The organism is Micromonospora sp. NPDC051006, assembly GCF_044456245.1.
In the GTDB taxonomy this organism is placed as follows: domain Bacteria; phylum Actinomycetota; class Actinomycetes; order Mycobacteriales; family Micromonosporaceae; genus Micromonospora.
Window position 1 is genome coordinate 430,758 of record NZ_JBITFP010000002.1, and the last position, 24,400, is coordinate 455,157.

General features: G+C 73.1%; 21 protein-coding genes. 10 read left to right on the forward strand and 11 right to left on the reverse strand.

Annotated features, from left to right (window positions below; translation table 11 throughout):
- The first annotated feature begins 65 nt into the window (after positions 1–65).
- The gene (locus ACIBBA_RS05730; RefSeq protein ID WP_396694110.1) at positions 66–1,478 is read left to right on the forward strand and encodes a cation:dicarboxylate symporter family transporter; all 1,413 of its coding nucleotides are present in this window, start codon (positions 66–68) and stop codon (positions 1,476–1,478) included.
- 67 nt (positions 1,479–1,545) lie between these two features.
- Here the strand turns inward: ACIBBA_RS05730 and ACIBBA_RS05735 are convergent, their stop codons facing one another.
- A complete protein-coding gene (locus ACIBBA_RS05735) occupies positions 1,546–2,682 on the reverse strand; it encodes a CaiB/BaiF CoA transferase family protein (RefSeq protein ID WP_396694112.1) in 1,137 nt (378 codons plus the stop codon).
- Positions 2,672–3,820: an acyl-CoA dehydrogenase family protein gene (locus ACIBBA_RS05740; protein ID WP_396694114.1), complete on the reverse strand. Its 1,149-nt coding sequence runs from the start codon at positions 3,818–3,820 to the stop codon at positions 2,672–2,674. Before ACIBBA_RS05740 ends, ACIBBA_RS05735 begins: the two co-directional genes overlap by 11 nt.
- Positions 3,821–3,933: 113 nt before the next feature.
- Here ACIBBA_RS05740 and ACIBBA_RS05745 point away from each other — a divergent pair, with 113 nt between their 5' ends.
- Positions 3,934–4,890 (forward strand): ATP-binding cassette domain-containing protein, encoded by a 957-nt coding sequence (locus ACIBBA_RS05745; RefSeq protein WP_396694116.1) that lies wholly within the window; start codon positions 3,934–3,936, stop codon positions 4,888–4,890.
- Entirely contained in the window at positions 4,887–5,678 is a 792-nt protein-coding gene (locus ACIBBA_RS05750) for an ABC transporter permease (RefSeq protein ID WP_396694118.1), read from the forward strand. Before ACIBBA_RS05745 ends, ACIBBA_RS05750 begins: the two co-directional genes overlap by 4 nt.
- Here ACIBBA_RS05750 and ACIBBA_RS05755 read toward each other — a convergent pair.
- Entirely contained in the window at positions 5,654–8,851 is a 3,198-nt protein-coding gene (locus tag ACIBBA_RS05755; protein WP_396694120.1) for an ATP-binding protein, read from the reverse strand. The genes ACIBBA_RS05750 and ACIBBA_RS05755 overlap by 25 nt on opposite strands.
- 191 nt (positions 8,852–9,042) lie before the next feature.
- On the opposite strand from ACIBBA_RS05755, the gene ACIBBA_RS05760 reads away from it, so the two are divergent.
- From ACIBBA_RS05760 to ACIBBA_RS05790, 7 genes are all read left to right on the forward strand, one after another.
- Positions 9,043–9,405 (forward strand): hypothetical protein, encoded by a 363-nt coding sequence (locus tag ACIBBA_RS05760; protein ID WP_396694122.1) that lies wholly within the window; start codon positions 9,043–9,045, stop codon positions 9,403–9,405.
- Between the two features lie 317 nt (positions 9,406–9,722).
- Entirely contained in the window at positions 9,723–9,812 is a 90-nt protein-coding gene (gene kdpF, locus ACIBBA_RS05765) for a K(+)-transporting ATPase subunit F (protein WP_262287437.1), read from the forward strand.
- Positions 9,812–11,467, forward strand: coding sequence for a potassium-transporting ATPase subunit KdpA (gene kdpA / locus ACIBBA_RS05770; protein WP_396694124.1), 1,656 nt, complete (start codon positions 9,812–9,814; stop codon positions 11,465–11,467). Before kdpF ends, kdpA begins: the two co-directional genes overlap by 1 nt.
- 20 nt (positions 11,468–11,487) lie before the next feature.
- On the forward strand, positions 11,488–13,680 hold the full coding sequence (gene kdpB, locus ACIBBA_RS05775; protein ID WP_396694126.1) for a potassium-transporting ATPase subunit KdpB: 2,193 nt from the start codon (positions 11,488–11,490) through the stop codon (positions 13,678–13,680).
- Positions 13,680–14,561 (forward strand): potassium-transporting ATPase subunit C, encoded by an 882-nt coding sequence (locus tag ACIBBA_RS05780; RefSeq protein WP_396694128.1) that lies wholly within the window; start codon positions 13,680–13,682, stop codon positions 14,559–14,561. Before kdpB ends, ACIBBA_RS05780 begins: the two co-directional genes overlap by 1 nt.
- 93 nt (positions 14,562–14,654) lie before the next feature.
- Positions 14,655–17,210: a DUF4118 domain-containing protein gene (locus ACIBBA_RS05785; protein ID WP_396694130.1), complete on the forward strand. Its 2,556-nt coding sequence runs from the start codon at positions 14,655–14,657 to the stop codon at positions 17,208–17,210.
- The gene (locus ACIBBA_RS05790; RefSeq protein ID WP_396694132.1) at positions 17,207–17,887 is read left to right on the forward strand and encodes a response regulator; all 681 of its coding nucleotides are present in this window, start codon (positions 17,207–17,209) and stop codon (positions 17,885–17,887) included. Before ACIBBA_RS05785 ends, ACIBBA_RS05790 begins: the two co-directional genes overlap by 4 nt.
- A gap of 52 nt (positions 17,888–17,939) precedes the next feature.
- Here the strand turns inward: ACIBBA_RS05790 and ACIBBA_RS05795 are convergent, their stop codons facing one another.
- The 8 genes from ACIBBA_RS05795 to ACIBBA_RS05830 all read right to left on the reverse strand — a co-directional run bounded on the left by ACIBBA_RS05795 (position 17,940) and on the right by ACIBBA_RS05830 (position 24,298).
- Positions 17,940–18,524 carry a winged helix-turn-helix domain-containing protein gene (locus tag ACIBBA_RS05795; protein ID WP_396694134.1) on the reverse strand — a complete coding sequence of 195 codons (585 nt, stop codon included), beginning with the start codon at positions 18,522–18,524 and terminating at the stop codon, positions 17,940–17,942.
- 1 nt (position 18,525) lies between these two features.
- Positions 18,526–18,873 (reverse strand): SAV_915 family protein, encoded by a 348-nt coding sequence (locus tag ACIBBA_RS05800; protein ID WP_396694136.1) that lies wholly within the window; start codon positions 18,871–18,873, stop codon positions 18,526–18,528.
- 47 nt (positions 18,874–18,920) lie between these two features.
- Positions 18,921–19,424 carry a universal stress protein gene (locus ACIBBA_RS05805; RefSeq protein WP_396694138.1) on the reverse strand — a complete coding sequence of 168 codons (504 nt, stop codon included), beginning with the start codon at positions 19,422–19,424 and terminating at the stop codon, positions 18,921–18,923.
- Positions 19,421–19,864 (reverse strand): hypothetical protein, encoded by a 444-nt coding sequence (locus ACIBBA_RS05810; protein WP_396694140.1) that lies wholly within the window; start codon positions 19,862–19,864, stop codon positions 19,421–19,423. Before ACIBBA_RS05810 ends, ACIBBA_RS05805 begins: the two co-directional genes overlap by 4 nt.
- Before the next feature lie 107 nt (positions 19,865–19,971).
- Positions 19,972–21,741 carry a glycoside hydrolase family 15 protein gene (locus ACIBBA_RS05815; RefSeq protein ID WP_396694142.1) on the reverse strand — a complete coding sequence of 590 codons (1,770 nt, stop codon included), beginning with the start codon at positions 21,739–21,741 and terminating at the stop codon, positions 19,972–19,974.
- Positions 21,742–21,984: 243 nt separating this feature from the next.
- Entirely contained in the window at positions 21,985–22,947 is a 963-nt protein-coding gene (locus ACIBBA_RS05820; protein ID WP_396694144.1) for an anti-sigma factor RsbA family regulatory protein, read from the reverse strand.
- Positions 22,944–23,777, reverse strand: a complete 834-nt coding sequence (locus tag ACIBBA_RS05825) for an MEDS domain-containing protein (protein WP_396694146.1) — start codon at positions 23,775–23,777, stop codon at positions 22,944–22,946. The genes ACIBBA_RS05820 and ACIBBA_RS05825 overlap by 4 nt, the downstream gene beginning before the upstream one ends.
- A 41-nt stretch (positions 23,778–23,818) precedes the next feature.
- On the reverse strand, positions 23,819–24,298 hold the full coding sequence (locus tag ACIBBA_RS05830; protein ID WP_396694148.1) for a MarR family winged helix-turn-helix transcriptional regulator: 480 nt from the start codon (positions 24,296–24,298) through the stop codon (positions 23,819–23,821).
- Positions 24,299–24,400: the final 102 nt, after the last annotated feature.

The window sequence follows — 24,400 nt, forward strand, 5'->3', positions numbered from 1 at the left end:
TCAGGTCGGTGAACAGAATGAACGCAAGGCTGATTCCGGTTGAGACCTGGGCCACAGTCTCAGCCATGCAGACCCCCACCACCAGCACACCGGCCACGCGGCCCCGGCGGGATCGCACCCACTTCCTCTACCTCGCGGTGATCGGCGCCGTCCTGGCGGGCATCATCCTCGGCTTCGCGGCCCCCGACGCGGCGCAGGAACTCAAGCCCCTCGGTACCGGTTTCGTCGCGCTGATCAAGATGATGATCAGCCCGGTCATCTTCTGCACCATCGTGCTCGGCGTCGGCTCCGTACGGCAGGCCGCCAAGGTCGGCAAGGTCGGCGGCCTGGCCCTCGGCTACTTCCTGATCATGTCGACCGTCGCGCTCGCCATCGGCCTGGTCGTCGGCAACCTGATCCACCCCGGCTCCGGGCTCCAGCTGAGCAACGAGCTGGCCGAGGCGGGCCAGAAGGCGGCCGGCACCGAGAGCGAGGGGACCGCCGACTTTCTGCTGGGCATCATCCCGACCTCGCTGCTCTCCGCGCTGACCGGCGGCGAGGTGCTGCAGACCCTGCTGGTCGCCCTGCTCGTCGGCTTCGCCGTGCAGAGCATGGGCCGCCGTGGCGAGCCGGTGCTGCGGGCCGTCGGCACCATCCAGCGCCTGGTCTTCAAAGTGCTCGCCATGATCATGTGGTTGGCGCCGATCGGTGCGTTCGGCGCGATCGCCGCCGTGGTCGGGGCGACCGGGATGGACGCGTTGAAGAGCCTGGCCCAGATCATGCTGGGCTTCTACGCGACGTGTCTGATCTTCGTGCTGGTGGTGCTCGGTGCGCTGCTGTGGTTCGTGGCCCGGATCTCGATCTTCTCGCTGCTGCGGTACCTCGGTCGGGAGTTCCTGCTGATCGTGTCGACCTCGTCGTCGGAGTCGGCGTTGCCGCGGTTGATCGCCAAGATGGAGCACGTCGGGGTGAGCAAGCCGGTGGTGGGCATCACGGTGCCGACCGGCTACTCGTTCAACCTGGACGGCACCGCGATCTACCTGACCATGGCGTCGCTCTTCATCGCCTCGGCGATGGGCGACCCGCTCTCGGTCGGCGAGCAGATCTCGCTGCTGGTCTTCATGATCATCGCGTCCAAGGGCGCCGCCGGCATCACCGGCGCCGGCCTCGCCACCCTTGCCGGCGGGCTCCAGTCGCACCGGCCGGACCTGGTCGACGGGGTGGGGCTGATCGTGGGCATCGACCGGTTCATGTCCGAGGCGCGGGCGCTGACGAACTTCGCCGGCAACGCCGTCGCCACCGTCCTCATCGGCCGCTGGACCGGCGAGTTCGACCCGGAGCAGGCCAGGGCGGTGCTCGCCGGCGAGCGTCCGTTCGACGAGGCCACCATGCTCGACGAGGACCACGACGGCCCGGACGTGCAGGAAGCCGCTGCCGAGCCCACCGCCGACACCTCGTCGACCGTCGCCGAGCCGGAGCCGGCCACCGCGCGCGGCTGACCGCTGGAGATCTTGGTAGGAAACTGCCCCTCGGGGGGCGCTTTCCTACCAAGATCTGCTTCTGGGGCTAGCGCGACCAGCGCGCGATGATCTCCGACGCGGGTTCCGGGTCAGGGGTGGGGGCCGGAGGCGGGGCGGGCGTACGCCCGAATCGGGGCGCCGGGGCGGGCTGGACCTCCCCGCCGACCTCCACGAAGGTGCCCCGGGCGGCGTTGTGCGGGTGCCGGTGCGCCTCGGTCGGGGCGAGCACCGGCGCCACGCAGGCGTCCAGGTCGGTGAAGACGGCCGTCCACTCGTCCCGGGTCCGGGTCGCGAACCGTTCCGTGAACCGCCGGCGCAGCTCGTCCCAGCCCGCCGGGTCGTACTGGGCCGGCAGGTCAGGGTCGTCGCCCAGACCAAGGCCGGCGAGGAGGGCGGCGTAGAAGGCCGGCTCCAGCGCCCCGACCGCCAGGTAACCGCCGTCCGCGGTGCGGTACGTGTCGTAGAACGGCGCCCCGCCGTCGAGCAGGTTGCGCCCGCGCGGCGCGGACCAGAGGCCGGTGCCGAGCATCCCGTGCAGGAACGCGGTGAGCAGCGCGGAGCCGTCGACCATCGCCGCGTCCACCACCTGCCCGACGCCTGAGCGTTCCCGTTCCAGCAGCGCCGCCAGCACCCCGACGGCGAGCAGCATTCCGCCGCCGGCGAAGTCGCCGAGCAGGTTCAACGGCGCGTGCGGGCGCTCACCGGCCCGGCCCAGCGGCTCCAGCGCGCCGGCCACCGCGATGTAGTCGATGTCGTGCCCGGCCCGGGGGGCCAGTGGGCCGTCCTGCCCCCAGCCGGTCATCCGGGCGTACACCAGCCGGGGGTTGCGGGCCCGGCAGGTCTCCGGCCCGAAGCCCAGCCGCTCGGCCACCCCCGGCCGGTACGCCTCGACCAGCACGTCCGCGCGCTCCACCAGGCGCAGCAGGTCGGCCACGCCGTCCGGCGACTTGAGGTCCAGAGCGGTGACCCGCCGGCCGCGCTGCAACGGCCCGCCGGGTGGCGCGGCCAACCGACCGGCGGCGGGACCGCCGGGCCGGTCGACCCGGACCACGTCGGCGCCGAGGTCGGCGAGCACCATGCAGCCGAACGGGGCGGGCGCGAGGCTGGCCAGCTCGACCACCCGTACCCCGGCCAGCGGCCCACCCCGACCTTCCGGCGCGGCCGACCCGGGGTCAGAGCGCACGGGCGATCAGCTCCTTCATGATCTCGTTGGTGCCACCGTAGATCTTCTGGGCCCGGGCGTCGGCGTACATCCGGGCGATCGGGTACTCGGTGGTGTAGCCGTAGCCGCCGAAGAGCTGCAGGCAGCGGTCGATGACCTCGCACTGCCCCTCGGTCAGCCAGTACTTGGCCATCGCGGCGGTCGGCACGTCCAGCTCACCCCGGGAGTGCCGGGCGATGCAGTCGTCCAGGAAGACCCGGCTGGCCCGGGTCCGGGTGGCGCACTCGGCGAGCACCATCCGGGTGTTCTGGTGCCCGAGCAGCGGCTTGCCGAAGGCGGTGCGCTCCTTGGTGTAGGCCACGGTCAGCTCGACCGCCCGTTCCATCGCGGCGACCGCGCCCACCGCGATCACCAGCCGCTCCTGCGGGAGCTGCTGCATCAACTGGACGAAGCCGAGCCCCACGGCCCCGCCGAGCAGGTTCGCCGCCGGCACCCGGAACCCGTCGAAGAAGAGTTCGGCGGTGTCGTTGGCGTGCAGCCCGATCTTGGAGAGCAGCCGGCCACGGCGGAAGCCCTCCGGGTCACCGCCGACCTCGCCGACCAGCAGCGAGATCCCGGCGGCCCGCTGCTCCGGGTCGGTCTTGACGGCCACGATGACCAGGTCGGCGAGCCCGCCGTTGCTGATGAAGGTCTTCGCCCCGGTGACCAGGTAGTCGTCGCCGTCGCGCACCGCGCGGGTGCGCATCGCCTGCAGGTCCGAGCCGCCGTCCGGCTCGGTCATCGCGATCGCCCCGACGAGTTCGCCGCTGCACAGCCCGGGCAGCCAGCGCCGTTTCTGCTCCTCGCTGCCGTACGCCACGAGGTAGCCGGTGACGATGCCGCTGTGCACGGCCAGACCGAGGCTGCTCTCCCCGGTGTACGCCTGCTCGTGCAACATGACCGCCTCGTGGGTGAAGGCGCCGCCCCCGCCGCCGTACTGCTCCGGCACGGAGAGGCCGAGCAGCCCCAACTCGCCGGCGCGGCTGTAGTGCGCGCGGTCCGGATGCCCCTGGGCGGCCAACCGGTCGGCGTGCGGCAGCACCTCCTTGGTGAAGAAGCTGCGGGCCAGGTCGGCCAGGTCGTCGTGCTCGGGCTGGCGCCAGGGCGAGGGGTGCGACATGGCCTCACCCTCGTGCCCGCCCCCCGGTGTGTCAACAGGCCCGGAGGGTGCCGCCCCGACCGGTGAAACCGGGCTGAAACCGCCGTGATCCGGGTGCCGCGCACGCTTCCCCCATGACGACAACCGCACCACGGCCGGCGATCGCCGCGACCGGCCTGCGCAAGACGTACGGCGACCACGTCGTCCTCGACGGCATCGACCTGCACGTCGCCGAGGGGACCATCTTCGCCCTGCTCGGCCCGAACGGCGCCGGCAAGACCACAGCGGTCCAGATCCTGTCCACGCTGATCCGGGCGGACGGCGGCGACGTACGGGTCGTCGGACACGACCTGACCCGCGAGCCGGACCGGGTGCGCGCCGGCATCGGCGTCACCGGCCAGTTCTCCGCGGTCGACAACCTGCTCACCGGCGCGGAGAACCTGAAGCTCATGGCCGACCTGCGTCACCTGGGACGTGCCGCGGAGCGTCGGCGGACCGCCGAGCTGCTCGAGCGGTTCGACCTGGTGGACGCGGCCGGCAAACCGGCTGCCACCTACTCCGGCGGCATGCGGCGGCGGCTCGACCTGGCGATGACCCTGGTCGGCGACCCGCGGCTGATCTTCCTGGACGAGCCGACGACCGGCCTGGACCCGCGCAGCCGCCGGGCGATGTGGGAGATCATCCGGGAACTGGTGTCCGGCGGGGTGACCATCTTCCTCACCACCCAGTACCTCGAGGAGGCGGACCAGCTCGCCGACCGGATCGCCGTGCTGGACCACGGCCGGCTGGTCGCCGAGGGCACGGCCGAGGAGCTGAAGCGGCGGGCCCCGGGCGGCCACCTCCAGCTGCGCTTCGCCGACGCCGAAGGGCTGGCCGCAGCCGCCCGTGTGCTCGGCGACGTGCGCCGCGACGACGAGTCGCTGACCCTGCGGGTGCCGAGCGACGGCGGCGTCCGGTCGCTGCGGGCCGTGCTCGACCGGCTCGACGACATCCGGGTCGAGGTCGAGTCGCTGAGCGTGCACACGCCTGACCTCGACGACGTCTTCCTCACCCTCACCGGCCACGACACCCAGGAGAAGGTTCTGGCATGAGCAGCCTCGCGTACACCCTGAGCGACTCCGCGACCATGCTGCGGCGCAACCTGCGCCACATGCAGCGGTACCCGTCCCTGACCCTGATGGTCATCGGCATTCCGGTGATCTTCCTGCTGCTCTTCGTCTACGTCTTCGGCGGCACCCTCGGCGCCGGACTCGGCGGGCCCTCCGGTGGCCGCGAGGAGTACGCCACCTACGTCACGCCCGGCATCCTGCTCATCGCCGTGGCGGGGGTGGCGCAGGGCACGGCGATCTCGGTGGCGATGGACATGACCGAGGGCATCGTCGCCCGGTTCCGCACCATGTCGATCGCCCGGGTGTCGGTGTTGACCGGCCACGTCGTCGGCAGCCTGATCCAGACCATGCTCGGCCTCGCGGCGGTCACCGGCGTCGCCCTGCTGGTCGGGTTCCGCCCCACCGCCGACCCGCTCGAGTGGCTGGCCGCCACCGGGCTGCTCGCCGCGGTCACCTTCGCGATCACCTGGCTGTCGGTGGCCCTCGGCATGGTCACCAAGAGCGTCGAGACGGCGAGCAACCTGCCCATGCCGCTGATGCTGCTGCCGTTCCTGGGCAGCGGGTTCGTCCCCACCGACTCGATGCCGACCGGGCTGCGCTGGTTCGCCGAGTACCAGCCGTTCACGCCGGTGATGGAGACCCTGCGTGGCCTGCTGGTGGGCGGGCCGATCGGTTCCAGCGGAACCCAGGCTCTCGCCTGGTGCGCCGGGATCACGCTGCTGAGCTACCTGTGGGCGCGCAAGCTCTACGATCGCGACCCGTCGCGGTGACCGGCGGGCCGGGCGGCCAGCGCCGACAGCGCGGCCGCCCGCAGCCCGCCCGGGTCCATGGCGGCGTACGTCGACACCGCGTCGGCGTACGCCGCCTTGTCGGCCTGTTCGGCCTCCCGCCGCGCGGTGGCCGAGGACATCGTGGGCTGGAACTCCCGCAGGAAGCGGAACCGCTCCGCCAGGGCGACCAGCCGGGCGCCGCTGGCGGCGGCCTCGGGATCGCCGCCGTTGCGGGCCCGCTCGATGTCGACCATGGCGAGCGCCAGGAGGAGCGTGCCGGAGACCGGCTGCTCCATCACGAACGCGGGCGGGTTGACGGCGGGATTCGTCAGCATCCGGTGCAGGTGGTCGGCCAGCGCATCCGGCAGCGTGGGAACGAGATCGAGCTGGTCGGACCTGGCGTGCGCGACGACGGTGACCGCCCCGATCTGGAGCGCCCACGGGGTGGGGCGGCCGCACTCGTCAGTCTGGAACAGCGGGTCCACGGACGCGGTGACGTCCGTGACGGCCTGTCGCCACAGCTCCAGTCCGCGGTCTACGTCGCCACGCTGGAGCCGGACCTCGGCGCGGACGCCCAGCTCGAACGACCCCAGCCCGTACGCGTCCTCGATGCCGTGCCGGGCCGCCAGTTCGAGCCAGTGCTCCGCCGCGTCGACGTCACCGGCCCCGAGGCTGACGAGCGCCAGCGCCCAGCGGATCTGGATCACGTCGGCCCACGGCCCGGTTTCCTCCAGCAGGCGCAGCGCCGCCATCAGGTGCCGTCGTGTCTCCTCCCACTCATCCGTCTGGGCGAGCAGTTCGCTGAGGCGGGAGTGGGCGAGGATCCGCAACCACGGGGTGACGGTCGGCCCGAAGGCGTCGAGCATCCGCCGGGCCGCGTCGAGCGCGCCCTCCGGGTCGCCCTCCCGCTCGCAGGTGTAGGTGGCGAGGCAGTGGGCGAGGCCGGCCACGAGTGGTTCGGGCCGGGCCTGGAGCGCGCGCAGCACGGCGGGGTCCGCGGCGATCGCGGGGAGGGCGTTCAGCAGGATCGACAGCGCACCGGTCAGGGTGTCCGGCGACGGTGGCGGTAGGCGGCGCAGGGTCACCAGGCTGCGGATGGGGTGCGGGCCCTGGATCATCATCAGGTTCGCCGCGCAGAGGGCCGAGGCGGCCCTGGTCACCTCGACGAACTTCGGCTCGGGCCGGTAGTGCGAGAGCGGCGGCCCGGTCTCCTCGGCGAGCGCGATCATCCGGGTGTAGGCGGCGTCAAGCGTCCAGATGCCGGCCAGGACGGCCGCGGTGGCGGCCACCGTGGGGCAGTCCGCACGGGCCAGCCCGATCCGGTACGCCTGCACGATGTTGTCCTGCTCGGCGCGGACCCGCTCCACCGTGTCGAACGCGTCCGGGCCGAGCAGTTCCTCGTGATGCGTGAGGCCGACGTCCCGGGCCCAGGCGAGGAGACGGTCGGTCACCGCCCCGGTCTCGCCGGCCTCGTCGCGGCGGGCGGCGCCGAACTCGCGGACCGTCTCCAGCATCCGCATCCGGACGCCGGTCGGGGTCTCGTCGACCTTGAGCAGCGACTGGTCTACCAGGTGTTCCAGCACCGGCAGCGGGTCGCCGTCGAGGAGGTACCGTGCCGCGTCGGCGGTGAAACCGCCGGGGAAGACGGACAGCGCACGCATGGCCGCCCGGCCGTCCTCGTCGAGCAGGGCCCAGCTCCAGTCGACCACCGCGTGGAGCGTGTGGTGCCGCTGCGGCGCGTCCCGGGCCCCGCCTCGGAGTAGGGCGAACCGGTCGTCCAGCCGGCGGGCGATCTCGGCCACCGACATGGTCCGCACCCGGGCCGCCGCCAGCTCCACCGCGAGCGGGAGCCCGTCGAGGTGCCGGCAGAGCGCCGCCACCACGTCCCCGGGCAGGTCGACGCCGGGCCGCGCGGCGCGCGCCCGCTGCCCGAACAGCTCGACGCTGGTCGGCAGCGGTAGCTCCGGCAGCAGGTGGACGGACTCGGAGGAGAGGCCCAACGGGGTACGGCTGGTGATGAGCACCCGCAGGTCGCGGGTCGTCGAGACGAGCGCACCGACCAGCTCGGCGGCGCCCCGGACGACGTGCTCGCAGTTGTCGAGCACCAGCAGCGTCGGTCCCGAGCCGAGCACGGCGGCGATGGCGGTCGCCGGGTCCCGCCCGGCGGTCAGTGCGGCGGCCGGCGTACCGAGGGTCTCGCCGATGCCGAGCGCGGCGGCCACCTCACCGGCCACGTCCTCGTCGGCTCGCACACCGGCGAGCGGCACCAGGTGGACGACGCGCTGCTCGGCCTGCCGGGCGACCGCGTACGACAGCCGGGTCTTGCCCAGCCCGCCCGGCCCCACGATGGAGGTCACCCGGGAGGCGCGCAGCAGCCCGGTCACCGCGGCGATGTCGGCGTCCCGCCCGAGCAGCGGGTTGGGGTCGTGCGGCACGCCGTGCCGGACCGGCGGCGGCTCGTCCCGCAGCAGTTCCCGCTGCACCTCCCGCAGAGCCGTTCCGGGATCGGTGCCGAGCTCTTCGCGGAGCGACCGCCGGTACGCCTCGTAGCGGGCCAGTGCCGCCGACGGACCGGTCGTGGCCGCCTCGGCGCGCAGCAGTTCGCCGAGCAGCTCCTCGTCGCGGGTCGGTCCGCCGGCCAGCTCGGCGAGCGGCCCGACCGCCTCGGCGTGCCGGCCGAGCCGGGCCAACGCCAGCGCCCGGGAGCGCAGCAGCGACCGGTACGCGGTGGCCCGTTCGGCCCGCAGCACGGCGAGCGGGTCGCCGGCGGCGTTCTCCTCGGGTGGCCCGCTCCAGTAGGCCAGACCGGCGTCCGCGCTGGCCAGCGCCGCGGCATGGTCGCCGGCCCGGGCCCGCTCCGCGCTCACCGCGGCGTGCCGCAGCACGGCGGCGGCGTCGACCTGCTCCTCGACCAGGGTGAGCCGGTAGCCGGTGGCCGTCCGGGCGACGACGTCCGCGCCCAGCTGCGCCCGCACCCGGGAGACCAGGACCTGCACCGCCTTGGGCGGGTTCTCCGGCAGCTCGTCCGGCCAGAGCCCGGCGACCAGCCGGCCGGTGCCGCAGCCGGCGCGCAGGTCGGCGGCGAGCAGCGCGAGCAGCCCGTGCAGCCGGGGCCCGGCGATCTCCCGGCCCCGGTAGGAGACACCTGACAGCAGGGTCAGCTCGGCGGTCACCCGATCAGGTTAGACATGTGCGGTCCGCCCCCGAGGCCGGCCGCACGCCAGGCGCCGTCGTTATGGCGTCGTCAAGAATCCCAGGCTCACCGTCACAGGCGTGTGAAAACCATCGACGGTTGCCGGTCGGCGGGAATCGGATGGCGACGGACGGGCCCGGCGGGCGGGCTCAGGTTCGGCGGAGGCGTGCCGTGAGCGTCGATCGTGACCGGAAGATCGCAGCGGAGGACTGTCGTACCCCCACCGGAGTCAGCGCAGCGTTCGGCGCCCTGCTGGTGGTCGGTGCGGCGCTGCTGGCCGCGGCGCTCTTTCCGCCGGCCGAGGTGCCGGGCCGGCTGCTGGTCGTCGCGCTCACGGTCGGCGGGTACGCCGCCGTCGTGCCGGACCTGCGGGCGCTGGCCGTGACGACGGTACTGGCCGCGGCGACCTTCATCGGGTTCCTGGTCAACCAGTTCGGCGACCTGACCGGGGTCTCCGGTGAGGTCTGGTCGTACCCGGCGGTGATCGCGTTCGCGGGCGCCCTGGGAGCCGGGTACCGCCACCTGCGCTCTTGACGACCGTCCGGCGGCGTGGAAACCCGCCGCCGGACCTTCGCGCCGGCCCACCAGGCGCGGCGCCCGCTGTGGCCGCGCTCACCCGATGGGGGCGAGCTGTGAAAAGGCCGTCAAGAAAGTCGGGCTCGTCGTCATGGTCGCGTTATGGACCCTGTCGCCGTGCACCGCGTGGCGCTTTGATTGCCCGGCGCGACCGGCAGGCGGTCGCGACGAACCTTTCCCGTACGAGGAGTCAGCGTGTCTGACGTGGTGTTCGTGGTCTTGACGGTGGTGCTGTTCGCAGCGCTCGCCCTGGTGATCCGGGCGGTGGAGAAGCTGTGAGCGCGGTCAACGCCGTCGGCCTCGTGCTGGCGATCGGCCTGGGTCTGTTCCTGGTGGTCGCCCTGCTGTTCCCGGAGCGCTTCTGATGACCATGACAACAGCCGGCGTCATCTTCATCCTGTCGCTGGTGGTGGCGCTGGTCGCCGTCTACAAGCCGTTCGGCGACTACATGTACCGGGTGGTCTCCGGTACGCGGCAGTCCCGCGTCGAGCGCGGGATCTTCCGCCTGGTCGGGGTCAACCCGGCCGCCGAGCAGACCTGGGGCGTCTACGCCCGCAGCGTGCTGGCGTTCTCGGCCGTCTCCCTGCTCTTCCTCTACGCGTTCCAGCGCGTGCAGGACAAGCTCTGGCTGTCGCTGGGCTTCGACGCGGTGGTGCCGCACGGCGCCTGGAACACCGCGGTGTCGTTCGTGACCAACACCAACTGGCAGTCGTACTCCGGTGAGTCGACCATGGGTCACCTGGTGCAGATGGCCGGCCTGGCGGTGCAGAACTTCGTCTCCGCGTCGGTCGGTATCGCGATCGCGGTGGCCCTGATGCGGGGCTTCGCCCGGCACCGCACCGAGCAGCTGGGCAACTTCTGGGTCGACCTGACCCGGATCACGGTGCGCATCCTGCTGCCGATCGCCGTGCTCGGCGCGATCGCGCTGATGATCGGCGGCGTGGTGCAGAACCTCTCCGGCGGCACCGACGTGAGCACGCTGACCGGCGGCGGCCAGACGATCACCGGCGGCCCGGTGGCCAGCCAGGAAGTGATCAAGGAGCTGGGCACCAACGGCGGCGGCTTCTACAACGCCAACAGCGCCCACCCGTTCGAGAACCCGACCGCCTGGACCAACTGGCTGGAGATCTTCCTGATCTTGTTGATCCCGTTCAGCCTGCCCCGGGTCTTCGGCCGGATGGTCGGCCAGAACCGGCAGGGCTACGCCATCGTGGCGGTGATGGGCATCCTTGCGCTGGCCAGCATCACGCTGACCAACGTCTTCGAGCTCGCCGGGCACGGCACCGTGCCGCAGGCGGTCGGCGCGGCGCTGGAGGGCAAGGAGGTCCGCTTCGACGTGTCGAACTCGGCGACCTTCGCCGCGGCGACCACGTTGACCTCGACCGGCGCGGTCAACTCGTTCCACGACTCGTTCACCCCGCTCGGCGGGATGATGCCGCTGGTCAACATGATGCTCGGCGAGGTCGCCCCCGGCGGCGTCGGCGCCGGCCTCTACGGCCTGCTGATCCTCGCGGTCATCACGGTCTTCGTCGCCGGGCTGATGGTCGGCCGCACGCCCGAGTACCTGGGCAAGAAGATCGGCGCCCGGGAAATCAAGTTCGCCTCGATGTACTTCCTGATCACCCCGACGCTGGTGCTGGCCGGCACGGCGGCGGCGTTCGCCACCGGCAACAACTCGACCGCGCTGAACGTGGGCCCGCACGGGCTCTCCGAGGTGCTCTACGCGTTCACCTCGGCCAGCAACAACAACGGCTCGGCGTTCGCCGGCATCACGGTGAACACCACCTGGTGGGACACCGCGCTCGGGTTGTGCATGCTGCTCGGCCGGTTCCTGCCGATCATCTTCGTGCTCGCCCTGGCCGGTTCGTTGGCCCGGCAGCAGCCCACCCCGGCGTCGGAAGGCACCCTGCCGACCCACCGACCCCTGTTCGTCGGGATGGTCGTCGGCGTCACGGTGATCCTGGTCGCGCTGACCTTCCTGCCCGCACTCGCGCTCGGCCCCCTGGCTGAGGGGCTGTGAACCCCATGAGGAACGAGAACATGTCCGTCACGTCGGTGACATCCGAGGCCGGCGAACAGCCGACCGCGGGCACCCCGGCCACCCAGGGCAACCGGGTCGGCGGGGGCCTGCTCGACCCGCAGCAGCTGTTCCGGTCCCTGCCGGACGCGCTGCGCAAGCTCGACCCGCGCACGCTGTGGCGCAACCCGGTGATGCTGATCGTCGAGATCGGCGCCGTCTTCACCACCGTGCTCGCGGTCGCCGACCCGTCCGTGTTCGCCTGGGCCATCACCGTCTGGCTCTGGCTGACCGTGCTCTTCGCCAACCTGGCTGAGGCCGTCGCGGAGGGCCGGGGCAAGGCCCAGGCGGCCACCCTGCGCCAGGCCAAGCGGGACACCATCGCCACCCGGCTGATCGGCTGGGCGCCCGGCATGCCGGCCAACCGATACTCGGACGAGGCGGTGCCCGCGCCAGAGCTGAAGCAGGGCGACATCGTCCTGGTCGAGGCGGGCGGCACCATCCCGGGCGACGGTGACGTCGTCGAGGGCATCGCCAGCGTCGACGAGTCGGCCATCACCGGTGAGTCCGCGCCGGTGATCCGGGAGTCCGGCGGCGACCGCAGCGCGGTCACCGGCGGCACCAGGGTGCTCTCCGACCGGATCGTCGTGAAGATCACCCAGAAGCCCGGGGAGAGCTTCATCGACCGGATGATCGCCCTGGTCGAGGGCGCCAACCGGCAGAAGACGCCGAACGAGATCGCGCTGAACATCCTGCTCGCCGCGCTCACGGTCATCTTCCTGCTCGCGGTGGTCACCCTCCAGCCGTTGGCGATCTTCTCGAAGGCGTACCAGGCCGCCGCGCCGGACACCGGTGCGATCACCGACTCCGGCGTCACCGGCGTGGTGCTGGTCTCCCTGCTGGTCTGCCTGATCCCGACCACCATCGGCGCGCTGCTCTCGGCGATCGGCATCGCCGGCATGGACCGCCTGGTGCAGCGCAACGTGCTCGCGGTGAGCGGACGCGCGGTCGAGGCGGCCGGCGACGTGAACACCCTGCTGCTGGACAAGACCGGCACAATCACCCTCGGCAACCGGCAGGCCGCCGAGTTCCTGCCGGTCGAGGGAGTCACCGCCGGGGAGGTCGCGGACGCCGCGCAGCTCTCCAGCCTGGCCGACGAGACCCCGGAGGGGCGCTCGGTGGTGGTGCTGGCCAAGAACGAGTACGGGCTGCGCGAGCGCGAGCCGGGCGTGATGCCGCACGCCACCTTCGTGCCGTTCACCGCGCAGACCCGGATGAGCGGCGTCGACCTCGGCGCGGAGAGCGTCGACGGCGGCGTCCGCCGGATCCGCAAGGGCGCCGCGGCCGCGGTGATGAAGTGGGTACGCGACAACGGCGGCCACCCGACCGATCAGGTCGGCGACCTGGTGGACGCGATCAGCGGCACCGGCGGCACCCCGCTGGTGGTCGCCGAGCACGTGGACGGTCAGCCCGCCCGGGCACTCGGTGTCATCCACCTCAAGGACGTGGTCAAGTCCGGAATGCGCGAGCGCTTCGACGAGATGCGCCGGATGGGCATCCGGACCGTGATGATCACCGGCGACAACCCGCGTACCGCGAAGGCGATCGCCGACGAGGCCGGGGTGGACGACTTCCTCGCCGAGGCCACCCCGGAGGACAAGCTCGCCCTGATCAAGAAGGAGCAGCAGGGTGGCCGGCTGGTGGCGATGACCGGTGACGGCACCAACGACGCTCCGGCGCTGGCCCAGGCCGACGTCGGCGTGGCGATGAACACCGGCACGTCGGCCGCGAAGGAGGCCGGCAACATGGTCGACCTCGACTCGGACCCGACGAAGCTCATCGAGATCGTCGAGATCGGCAAGCAGTTGCTGATCACCCGGGGCGCGTTGACCACCTTCTCCATCGCCAACGACGTCGCGAAGTACTTCGCGATCATCCCGGCCATGTTCGCCGGCCTCTACCCGAGCCTGGACGCGCTGAACATCATGCGACTGTCCAGCCCGGAGTCGGCGATCCTCTCCGCGGTCATCTTCAACGCGATCATCATCGTCGTGCTGATCCCGCTCGCCCTGCGCGGCGTGCGGTACCGGCCGGCGAGCGCGTCGAAGCTGCTCAGCCGCAACCTGTGGCTGTACGGCCTGGGCGGCCTCGTCGTGCCGTTCATCGGAATCAAGATCATTGACCTGATCATCCAGTTCATCCCAGGGATCTCGTGATGCGCCTACCAAACTGGCTCGCCCAGCACCTCGCTGCCCTACGGGCCCTGCTCGTCTTCACCGTCCTGCTCGGCCTGGCCTACCCGCTCGCGCTGGTCGCCGTCGGCCAGATCCCCGGTCTCGCCGGCAAGGCGGACGGGTCCCTGGTCAGCGTCGGTGGACAGACCGTCGGCAGCAGCCTGATCGGGCAGTCGTTCACCGACGCCGACGGCAACCCGGTCGCGCGCTACTTCCAGAGCCGCCCGTCGGCCGCCGGTGACGGCTACGACCCCACCGCCACCGCGGCCAGCAACCTCGGCCCGGAGAGCGTGGTGGACACGATCGCCACCGACCCCGAGGAGTCGACGCAGAGCCTGCTCACCCAGGTCTGCGAGCGGAGCAAGGCGGTCGGCGAGCTCAACGGCGTGGACGGCGCTCGCCCGTTCTGCACCGCCGACGGCGTCGGCGCGGTGCTCGCGGTGTTCCGCGCCGACGGGTTCACCGGCACGCCGACCCGGGTGGTCAGCGTCAACCAGACCGCCCCGGCCACCCCGTTCCTCGCCACCTTCGAGGGCGTGTCGGTGGAGTTGGCCCAGCCGGGGCAGGACTACGTGGCCGAGGGCGGGATCGTCACCCCGATCCGCGGCGACGCCCCCGCCGAGCCCGCGGTGCCCGCCGACGCGGTCACCGCCAGCGGCAGTGGCCTCGACCCGCAGATCAGCCCGGCGTACGCCGAGCTGCAGGTGAACCGGGTCGCGCGTGAGCGTGGCGCCGACGCGACGGCGGTCCGCCGCCTGGTCGACGCGCACACCAGCAGCCGGGCGCTCGGCTTCATGGGGGAGCCCGGAGTGAACGTCCTCGAGCTCAACCTGGCCCTGGACCGGGAGTTCCCGGCCCGCTGACACACCGAACGCACGGGGCGAGGCCACCACCGGTGGTCTCGCCCCGTGCCGTGGCCGCCCCAGCGGGCCGGCCGAGGAGGAGAGGATGGTCCCGTGCCACGAGGAGAACTCCGCATCTACCTGGGCGCCGCCCCCGGCGTCGGCAAGACGTACGCCATGCTGGAGGAGGCCCACCGCCGGGCCGAGCGGGGCACCGACGTGGTGATCGGGTTGGTCGAGACGCACGGCCGCAAGCACACCGCGGCGATGCTCGGCGACCTGGAGCAGGTTCCCCGCCGCACCATGGACTACCGCGGCGCCGAGTTCGCCGAGATGGACCTCGACGCGGTCCTGGCCCGCCGACCCCAGGTCGCCGTGGTCGACGAGCTGGCGCACACCAACGTGCCCGGCTCCCGCAACGCCAAGCGGTGGCAGGACGTCCAGGAGCTGCTCGACGCCGGCATCGACGTGCTCTCCACGGTCAACGTGCAGCACCTCGAGTCGGTCAACGACGTGGTCGCCCAGATCACCGGCACCACCCAACGGGAGACCGTGCCGGACGAGATCGTCCGCGGCGCCGAGCAGGTCGAGCTGGTCGACATGACTCCGGAGGCGCTGCGGCGTCGGATGGCGCACGGCAACATCTACCGCCCCGACAAGATCGACGCGGCGCTCGGCAACTACTTCCGGGTCGGCAACCTCACCGCGCTGCGCGAACTGGCGCTGCTCTGGCTGGCCGACAAGGTCGACGAGCAGCTCGGCCGCTACCGCAGCCAGGAGGGCATCGCCGAGACCTGGGAGGCCCGCGAGCGGGTGGTGGTCGCGCTCACCGGCGGCCCCGAGGGAGAGACCCTGATCCGCCGGGCGGCCCGGATCGCCGCCCGCAGCAAGGGCGCCGACCTGCTCGCCGTGCACGTGGCCCGCAGCGACGGCCTCGCCGGCGCCGACCCGGCGCAGCTCGCCCGGCAGCGGGTGCTGGTGGAGAGCCTCGGCGGCACGTACCACCAGGTCCTCGGCACCGACGTGCCGGCGGCACTGCTCGATTTCGCCCGCGGGGTCAACGCCACCCAGCTGGTGCTCGGCGCGAGCCGCCGCGGCCGGTTCGCCCAGCTCCTCTCCCGTGGCGTCGGGGTGACCACCACCGCGCTCTCCGGCAGCATCGACGTGCACCTGGTCACCCACACCGAGGCGGGCCGGGGCCGGCGTGCCGCTGCCGTGCCGGCGGCGGCGCTCTCCCGGCGTCGGCGGCTGTTCGGCTTCGCCCTCGCCCTGGTCGGCATGCCGCTGCTGACCCTGCTGCTGACGGTGCTTCCCGACCTCACCCTGGCCAGTGACATCCTGCTCTTCCTCGCCGGGGTGGTGGTGGTCGCGCTGGTCGGCGGGCTCTGGCCGGCCCTGGTCGCCGCTCTCGGCGGGACGTTGCTGATCAACTGGTTCTTCACCCCGCCCTTCCACACGCTCACCATCGCCGAACCGGAGAATCTGCTCGCCCTGGTGGTCTTCGTCGGCGTGGCCCTCGCGGTCAGCTGGATCGTGGACCTCGCCGCGCGGCGTACCCGGGAGGCGGCCCGCGCCGCGGCCGACGCCCAGACCCTGGCCGCCGTGGCCGGTGGGGTGCTGCGCGGCGGACGGCCGCTGATCGCGCTGCTCGACCAGCTGCGGGAGACGTTCGGGCTGCGCTCGGTCAGCGTGCTGGAGCTCGTCGAGGAGGCAGCCGGCCGACCGGCCCGGGCCCGGGAGGAGGGTTCCTGGTGCGTGGTGGCCAGCGTCGGCGACCAGCCGGCCACCACCCCGGACAGCGGCGAGACGGCGGTACCGGTCGACGAACGGATCACCATCGTGCTCTGCGGACGCCGGCTGGAGGCGGCCGACCGTCGACTGGTCGAGGCGTTCGCCGCCCAGGCCGCAGTCGCGCTGCGGCAGGAGCGGCTGGCAGAGGAGGCGGCCACCGCCCGGCCGCTCGCCGAGGCCGACCGGATGCGCACCGCGCTGCTCGCCGCGGTCAGCCACGACCTGCGTACCCCGCTCGCGTCGGCGAAGGCGGCGGTGACCAGCCTGCGCAGCCCGGACGTCGAGTTCGACGAGGAGGACCGGGCGGAGCTGCTGGCCACCGCCGAGGAGTCGCTGGACCGGCTGGCGCGGCTGGTCGCCAACCTGCTCGACATGAGCCGGCTCCAGGCCGGCGTGCTCGGCCTCACCCCGGCCACGATCGGTCTGGAGGACGCGGTGCCCCGGGCCCTGGACGAGCTCGAACCCCAGGCCGCCGGGGTCGCCACCGACATCCCGGCCGACCTGCCCGCCGTCTCCGCCGACCCCGGGCTGCTGGAGCGGGTGCTGGTGAACATCATCGCCAACGCGCTGCGGTACAGCCCGCCCGGTCAGCCGCCGACGGTGACCGCGAGCGCCCACGCCGGTCAGGTCGAGCTGCGGATCATCGACACCGGCCCGGGCATCCCCGAGGACAAGTGGGAGCACGTCTTCCTGCCCTTCCAGCGGCTCGGCGACCGGGACAACCAGACCGGGGTCGGGCTCGGCCTGGCGCTCTCCCGTGGGCTCGCCGAGGCGATGGGGGGCAGCCTCACCCCGGAGACCACCCCGGGTGGTGGACTGACGATGGTGCTGCGGCTGCCGGCCGTCAGCGAAAACCTGGTGGAGGGACCACAGGAGTGACGCGAATTCTGGTCGTCGACGACGAGCCGCAGATCCTGCGCGCCCTGCGGATCAACCTGCGCGCCCGCCGGTACGACGTCGAGGTCGCCGACACCGGCGCCGGCGCGCTCAGGGCCGCCGCCAGCCATCCGCCCGACCTGGTCGTCCTCGACCTCGGCCTGCCGGACATGGACGGGGTCGAGGTGATCCGGGGCCTGCGCGGCTGGACCACCGTGCCGATCATCGTGCTCTCCGGTCGGGCCGGCAGCGAGGACAAGGTCGACGCGCTCGACGCGGGTGCGGACGACTACGTCACCAAGCCGTTCGGAGTCGAGGAGCTGCTCGCCCGGATCCGGGCGGTCACCCGGCGGTTGAGCGCCCCCACCGACGCCACCGCCGCCCTGCGGATCGGCCAGCACACCGTCGACCTCGCCGACCACACCGTCACCCGGGACGACGGGACCGAGGTGAAGCTGACCCCGATCCAGTGGGCCGTGCTGGAGAAGCTGCTGCGCAACCCCGGCAAGCTGGTCAGCCAGCGGCAGCTGCTGCACGACGTGTGGGGGCCGGAGTACCAGAACGAGAGCAACTACCTGCGCCAGTACCTGGCTCAGCTGCGCCGCAAGCTGGAGGACGACCCGGCCCGCCCCCGGCACCTGATCACCGAGCCCGGAATGGGCTATCGCTACCGCCCGTGACGCCGGTCGGGGGATCCCCCGACCGGCGTCACGGGCGTGGCGTTGGCAGGCGTCAGTCGGCGGTGACGTGCAGCCGCTCGGTGCCGTCGAGGCGGTAACCGACGCCGTGCACGGTGGTGATGACCGGTCCCCGGTCGGCGAGCCTCTGCCGGATCCGGCGGACGTGCACGTCGACTGTGCGCGCGCCGAGGCAGGCCTCGTAGCCCCAGACGTCGTGCAGCAGCTGACCCCGGGTCAGTGCCTGGTACGGATGGCGGGCCAGGAAGAGCAGCAAGTCGTACTCGCGGCGGGGCATCGTCAGCGGAGCCCCGTCCAGCAGGGCGGTCCGGCGTACCGGTCGGAGCACCAGGCCGGTCCCGGCGGGGTCGGGGGCGACCCGCAGGCGGCGCGGCCAGCGGCCGGCGAGCGCCTCCGGTGCGTCGAGGGTGACCCGCGCCCGGGCCGGCGGCTCGCCGGGTGGGGCAGCGCCGGCGACGACCGCGGAGATCCGTTCGACCAGCGCCCGGGCGGCCTCGGTGGCCGGGCCGGCGGCCCGTACGACCACGGAGATCTCGACGGTCACCTCGGTCTCCTCCGACCCGGCCGAGACCGAATCGACCGGGTCGGACGGGGGCAGCATGGTGAGGTGGCTCGCCACGTCAGGCCTGCCGGGTGCCGGCGAGTTCGGCGGCCGGCCGGCGCGGCACCGGCGCGGTGGGCGTCTCCGTCGGAGTGGGCGCCTCCGGTGCGACCGGGGGTGCGACCAGCAGCGGGTCGAGCTGGATGCGGTCGATGCCCAGCGGCTTCAGCATGGCCCGCAGGGCCGACTCGCAGAGCCGGGTCCACGGCTGGTCCGCGCCCATCGCGCTGGCGAGCTTCTCCGGTCCGGTGAAGGCCAGGCCGACCCGCTGCCCGTGTGGGAGCCGGGCGGTTCGCACCGTCATCACCTGTCGTCCGGGCACCTCACGCACCGGGACGACCCAGGTATCCGGCACCTCGTCCATCATGTTGCCTTTCCTTGAGGATTTCGATCGGTCCGGGCAGTGGTGCCCGGTCATCGGGAGAACCGTTCGAGATCGCGGCCGACGCGGCGGATCGCGTCGGCGCGGGCCCAAGCCGGTGCGGGCACCGCGATCACCGGAACGCTCGACCGGGCGATGCAGTGCCGGGTGACGTGCCCGCCTCCCGTGCCGAACCGGCCCCGACGAGGGCTGCCCACCACGAGGAGGTCCGTCGGGCGCGAGGCGTGGTCGACCAGCACCTGGCCGGCGTAGCCCTGTTCGGCCACGACCCGCACGGACACGTCCCGGGGTACGCCGCCGAAGGCCGCGTCGAAGGCCTCCCGTACGTAACCGCGGGCCGCCCGGGCGAACTCGTCCTGCCAGAGCCTCGGCATGGTGCCGGGGCGCCAGAGCGGCACGAACGTCCAGGCCCGCACCGCGTACACGGGCGCGCCGTCACGCTCAGCCAACCGCACCGCGGTGCGCAGCGCCGCCAGCCCGGCGAAGGACCGGTCGACGCCGACCACGATGCGGGCGGCGACCCTCGGGCGGCTCATGCCGGTGACGGCACGCGCACCGCGACGGTGCTGGCCGATGGTTCGGCGCCGCCCGAGAGGTCGAGCGGGCGCAGGATGCTGTGCGTGACGACGACCTCGGCGCCACCGCGCCGCCGTAGGTCGGCCACGGCGCGGTGCAGCACGGTCAGGCTGTTGGCGGAGAGCCGGACGACGGCGTCGAGGTCGGCCGCGATCCACCACGCGTCCACCGCGCATGGCTCGGCCCGCAGGTAGTCCAGCAGGTGGCGGCCGGGCGTGGCGGTGGTCAGCCGGACGCCGACCAGCACCTCGTGCCGCCGCTCCGGCTCGCCGGCTGTGGTGGGGGGCGGGGACGCGGTCGGCGGACCGGCGGCGGGGCCGTCGGTCTGCCGCGCGGGCGGGTATCCGGTACTCGCCGGCACCTGCCCGCGATCCCGCCGCCCCATCCGTCGTGACGTCATATCGCCATGGTGGCGAGCGGTGAGCGGCGACCCAGGTCCCGATACGGCGATTTGACGGTGGACCGGGCTTTCTTGACGCGCCGTTGACGACCCCTGTCCGGCGCGGTTCAGCCGTGCCGGCGCTGGTCGGCCCAGGCGTGCAGGGTGTCCCGGTCAGTGGCGGGGTCCCTCAGGGTGGCGTCCAGGTTGAGCGCGGCCTCGATCAGCGCCAGGTGGGTGAACGCCTGCGGGTAGTTGCCCAGCGCGGTGCCGTCGGCGACGCGCTGTTCGGCGTAGAGGCCGAGCGGGCCGGCGTACCCGCGGAGCCGATCGAAGAGCCGCCGGGCCTCGTTCCGACGCCCGGCGAGCACCAGCGCGGAGACCAGGTCGAAGCAGCAGAGCAGGAACGCGCCCTCCTCGCCGGGCAGCCCGTCGTCGACGACGTAGCGCCGCAGCAGGCCGGGAGCGACGCCGAGCCCGTCGCGGATCCGGTCGATGGTGCCGGTGACCCGGGGGTCGTCGCCGGGCAGGAAGCCGACCACCGGAATGCGCAGCAGGGAGGCGTCCAGCTCGCGCGACCCGTACGCCAGAACGAAGCTGCCCAGCTCCGGGTCGAAGCCGCGCTCGCAGATCTCGGCGTGCAGCGCGTCCCGGGCCTCAGCCCACCGCGACACCGGCGCGCCACGATCGCCGAGCAGCTCGGCGAGGCGGATGCCCCGGTCCAGGCAGACCCAGGTCATCACCTTGGCGTTGACGTAGTGCCGGCGTGGACCACGGATCTCCCAGATGCCGTGGTCCGGTTCCCGCCACCGGTCGGCGATGGTGTCGACGTGCCGGCACAGCATCCGCCACTGGTCGGCGGTCAGCTCACCGGTCAGCTCCTGGTACGCGTACGCCGCGTCCAGCACGTGCCCGTACGTGTCGAACTGCACCTGCTCGGCCGCCTCGTTACCGATCCGGACCGGCGACGAGTCGGCGTAGCCGGACAGGTGCGGCAGCACCCGTTCCTCGGTCGTGACGCCCCGGACGCCGACCAGCGGCGCCAGGATCTCCCCGGCACCGGCCTCGGCGCAGACGTCGAGCAGGAAGCGCAGGTAGCGCCGGCCCTCCTCGGCGTGCCCGAGCCGGAACAGGGCGAGCAGCAACAGCGCCGCGTCCCGGTGCCAGGTGAAGCGGTAGTCCCAGTTGCGTACCCCGCCGATCTCCTCGGGCAGTGACGTCGTCGGGGCGGCCAGCAGCGCGCCCGTCTCGTCGAACGAGAGGCCGCGCAGCACCAGCGCGCTGTGCCGCACCGCGCCCGCCCCGAAGCCCGTGTAGTCGCTGCGGCCCGACCAGTCCTGCCAGGTGGCGCAGGTCCGCTCGAGCAGCCGCTCCGGGGCATCCTTCCGGGACCCGGCCGACGGCCCGGGCCAGCCGGACCGGTCGCCGTAGCCGAGCAGCACGGTGGCGCTGGCCCCCTCGGTCAGCTCGACCTCGCCGCGCAGCGCACCGCCGTCGACCACGAGCGGCAGGGTGGAACGCACGTCGAGCGGGACGCCGTGGGCCCGCCAGCCGCCGTCGACGGACGCCCACTCGGCGGCTTCCGCGCCGTGCCCGGGGCGCGGCTGCACGCGCACCGCCAGCCGTACCGTGCCGCGCTCGACCGTCACCCGCCGGACCAGCAGCTGCTCCGCCCGGATCGGCCGCTCCGGATCGCCGGGGCTGACGGCGAGGAAGTCCTGCCCGACCGCGGTGCCGGTCGGTCCGGCGTACCGGCTCTCCAGCACCAGGGTGTCGGGCAGGTAGCGGCGGACCGGCTGCGGGCAGCCGGCCACGGAGAGCGAGAACACTCCGCCCATCCGCCGGTCGAGCAGCCGGGCGAAGACCGCGTCCCCTCGGCGTGCGGGACGCAGAACCACTCGACCGCACCGTCCGCGCCGAGCAGGGCGGTGGTGTGGGTGTCGGAGAGGAACGCGTACGAGTCGATGGGCGGCACGCTCGGGTCAGCTCCGACAGGAGCAGCGCTGGACACCACGCTCTCCTCCTTCCGGCGGCGGCGGTGGCCCGGCGACGACTACCCGACCAGCGGGCGGGTAGTCGACCCGGTGGCGGGAGGCGTGCACGAGGTCGCCCCGCCCACGGGTGCGCGTGTTCCCGGTGGGTCAGCTGGCGGGGTCGGGGTTGCCGGCGACGAGCCGGAGGGTGAAGCCGTCGCCGCCCCGGTGCAGGCTCACGTGGTTGCAGGACTGGTAGGTGATCCAGAGCCCGAGGCCGCCGGTCGCGCCGTTGCCCGCCGGGAGCAGCCCCGCGAACGGGTCCTTCGGGCCGTCCCCGCCGTCGCTCACCGTCACCACGATCCGGTCGGCGCCGACCCAGAGGCGCAGCCGGACCGGAGGACGCCCGTGCCGCAGTGCGTTGGTGACAATCTCGCTGACCGCGACGACCAGGTCGTCCAGGTCGTCCGCGGGCAGCACGCCGGGGTCGGCGTCGTGCACCGCGGCGCGGGCCTGCGCCGCCGTCGGGTCGGTCAGCTCCACCAGTGGTGGGGTGGCCTGCAGCGGGTCGGCCGGCGCGGCGCGGTGTTCGCGCAGGTAGACCGTCGGCTCCAGGTAGGTCGGGCTGAGCGGGTGCCCGCCGTCCGGGGTGGCGAACCGGGGATGGGTGCGGGCTACCTCGTCGAGCACCGCCGGCGGGGTGATCCGGGTGTCGTACGCGCACATGCTCCAGAGCGGGAAGTCGTCGTACGCGTGGTTGATCGCCGACTCGTACCGGGCCCACCAGTCCCACGTCACGCCGAGCGCGATCCGGGGCAGCTCGCCGATGATCCGGATCTGGCCGGCCCCGGCGGCCACCTGAGCAGCCAGCAACTCCCGGTAGGAGCGGATCGCGGCGGTGGGTCGGGCGTACACGTCGCCGCCGGGCAGGAACTCGACGCCCGAGTCGGCGGGCAGGGCGGCCCGGACCAGCCGACCGGTGCGGTCGCCGAGGGAGACGAACGTCGGCTCGCCGGCCTCGACCCCGCCGAGCAGGAACGGCACCACGACCGCGAGCAGCTCGTCGTCCGAGTCGTAGCGGATCGCTTCGTGCAGGTAGCCGTGGTGCCCGGCGGCCGCGCCCGTCCTCATCGCGCCAGCTCCACCTGCAGCCCGGACAGGTTGAGCAGCGCCGCGAGGCGGGCCAGGCCGGCGTGCGGGGAGCGGAGCACCAGGGTGGCGCCGCGCCGCCGGGCGTAGTCGCGCAGCATCAGCAGGGCGCGGTGGTCGATGAAGCGCAGCCGGGGCGCCTCCACCACCAGCCGTCCGTCGAGCGGCCGCAGGTCGGCCCGCTCCAGCGCGGTGCGGAGCAGGTCGTGACCGCTGCGGTCCAGCTCGCCGGCGAGCCCGGCGCGGTCGTCGGCCGGGTCGCACGCGTAGAGCTGGAACGGCGCCTCGGCCGCGTTCGTCTCCGGATGCAGGCAGGCCAGCTCCGCGACGACCTGGGAGCCCAGCTCCCGCCGGTCGTAGCCACACATTGCGGAGAAGGGCCGGGTCCGCATGTAGCGGTCGACCTGGTGCTCGTAGCGGGTGAACGCGTCCAGCTGGGCGGGGCTGCGCACCAGCGGGGTCGCCTCGGCGACCACCCGCAGCCCTCGGTAGCCGGCGGCGAGGGCGGCGTCGGTGGCGGCGGCGTACGCCCGCACCTGCGCCGGGCCGTCCACGACCGTCCCGGCGCGGTACGTCCCGTCCAGCGGCACCACCTGGGCGACCCCACGGGCCAGCGCGTCGCGCAGCGCCGGTGCGGTGGAGAGCTGGGCGAGAACCGGTTCGGGTCGCCCGGCGGTGACGTACCAGAGCCGTTCGCCGGGGGCGAGGCCGGCGGTGAGGAACGCACGGGCCTGCCGGTCGAACCCGGCCTGATCGTCATAAACCCAGCAGACGTGCCCGTACGGCGCCGAAGGCGGCAGTCCGCTGGTCACGCCGGTCGTCCCATGCGGGGAGTGTAGGCCCGGCGCGGCGGTCACGGCGTTTCCGCCGGACAGTTCCGGTGCAGCCGGGCCAGCACCTTGGCGTTGGCCTGGTGCAGAGCGTCGAGCTGGTCGGGGGTGAGCGCGTCGAGGAACAGCTCGCGTACCCGGGCGGCGTGGGCCGGCGCAGCCGATCGGATGGTGTCCCGCCCGGTCTCGGTCAGCCGGACCAGCGGCGCGCGTTGGTCGTCGACGCAGACCTCCCGGGCGACCAGGCCGCGTTGTTCCATCCGGCGGATCTGGTGGGCGAGGCGGCTCTTCTCCCAGTGCAGCTCGGTTCGGAGCGCCCGGGCCCGCATGGTCTGGTCCGGGGCGTCGGCGAGCGCGGCGAGCACCTCGAAGTCGGACTCGGAGATGCCCGAGTCCTGTTGGAGGGACTGGCCCAGGGCCAGCGCGAGCTGATTGCGCATCCGGTGGAAGGTGCGCCACACCTGCTGCTCCCGCTCATCGAGCCGGCCTTCGGAATGACCCATCCGACCAGCGTAGTTCGCGTTCGGACGCGAACCAGCGCGGGAAATCGGCTCCGCCGTCGAGCATGAGCGGCCTCACACCGGCCCGCGCGCCGCGCGTCGTAC

Coding starts and splice junctions, on each gene's coding strand:
- ACIBBA_RS05730 (WP_396694110.1), top strand. CDS start 66: ATGCAGACCCCCACCACCAGCACACCGGCCACGCGGCCCCGGCGGGAT.
- ACIBBA_RS05740 (WP_396694114.1), bottom strand. CDS start 3,820: ATGTCGCACCCCTCGCCCTGGCGCCAGCCCGAGCACGACGACCTGGCC.
- ACIBBA_RS05745 (WP_396694116.1), top strand. CDS start 3,934: ATGACGACAACCGCACCACGGCCGGCGATCGCCGCGACCGGCCTGCGC.
- ACIBBA_RS05750 (WP_396694118.1), top strand. CDS start 4,887: ATGAGCAGCCTCGCGTACACCCTGAGCGACTCCGCGACCATGCTGCGG.
- kdpA (WP_396694124.1), top strand. CDS start 9,812: ATGACCATGACAACAGCCGGCGTCATCTTCATCCTGTCGCTGGTGGTG.
- kdpB (WP_396694126.1), top strand. CDS start 11,488: ATGTCCGTCACGTCGGTGACATCCGAGGCCGGCGAACAGCCGACCGCG.
- ACIBBA_RS05780 (WP_396694128.1), top strand. CDS start 13,680: ATGCGCCTACCAAACTGGCTCGCCCAGCACCTCGCTGCCCTACGGGCC.
- ACIBBA_RS05800 (WP_396694136.1), bottom strand. CDS start 18,873: ATGATGGACGAGGTGCCGGATACCTGGGTCGTCCCGGTGCGTGAGGTG.
- ACIBBA_RS05805 (WP_396694138.1), bottom strand. CDS start 19,424: ATGAGCCGCCCGAGGGTCGCCGCCCGCATCGTGGTCGGCGTCGACCGG.
- ACIBBA_RS05810 (WP_396694140.1), bottom strand. CDS start 19,864: ATGACGTCACGACGGATGGGGCGGCGGGATCGCGGGCAGGTGCCGGCG.
- ACIBBA_RS05820 (WP_396694144.1), bottom strand. CDS start 22,947: ATGAGGACGGGCGCGGCCGCCGGGCACCACGGCTACCTGCACGAAGCG.
- ACIBBA_RS05830 (WP_396694148.1), bottom strand. CDS start 24,298: ATGGGTCATTCCGAAGGCCGGCTCGATGAGCGGGAGCAGCAGGTGTGG.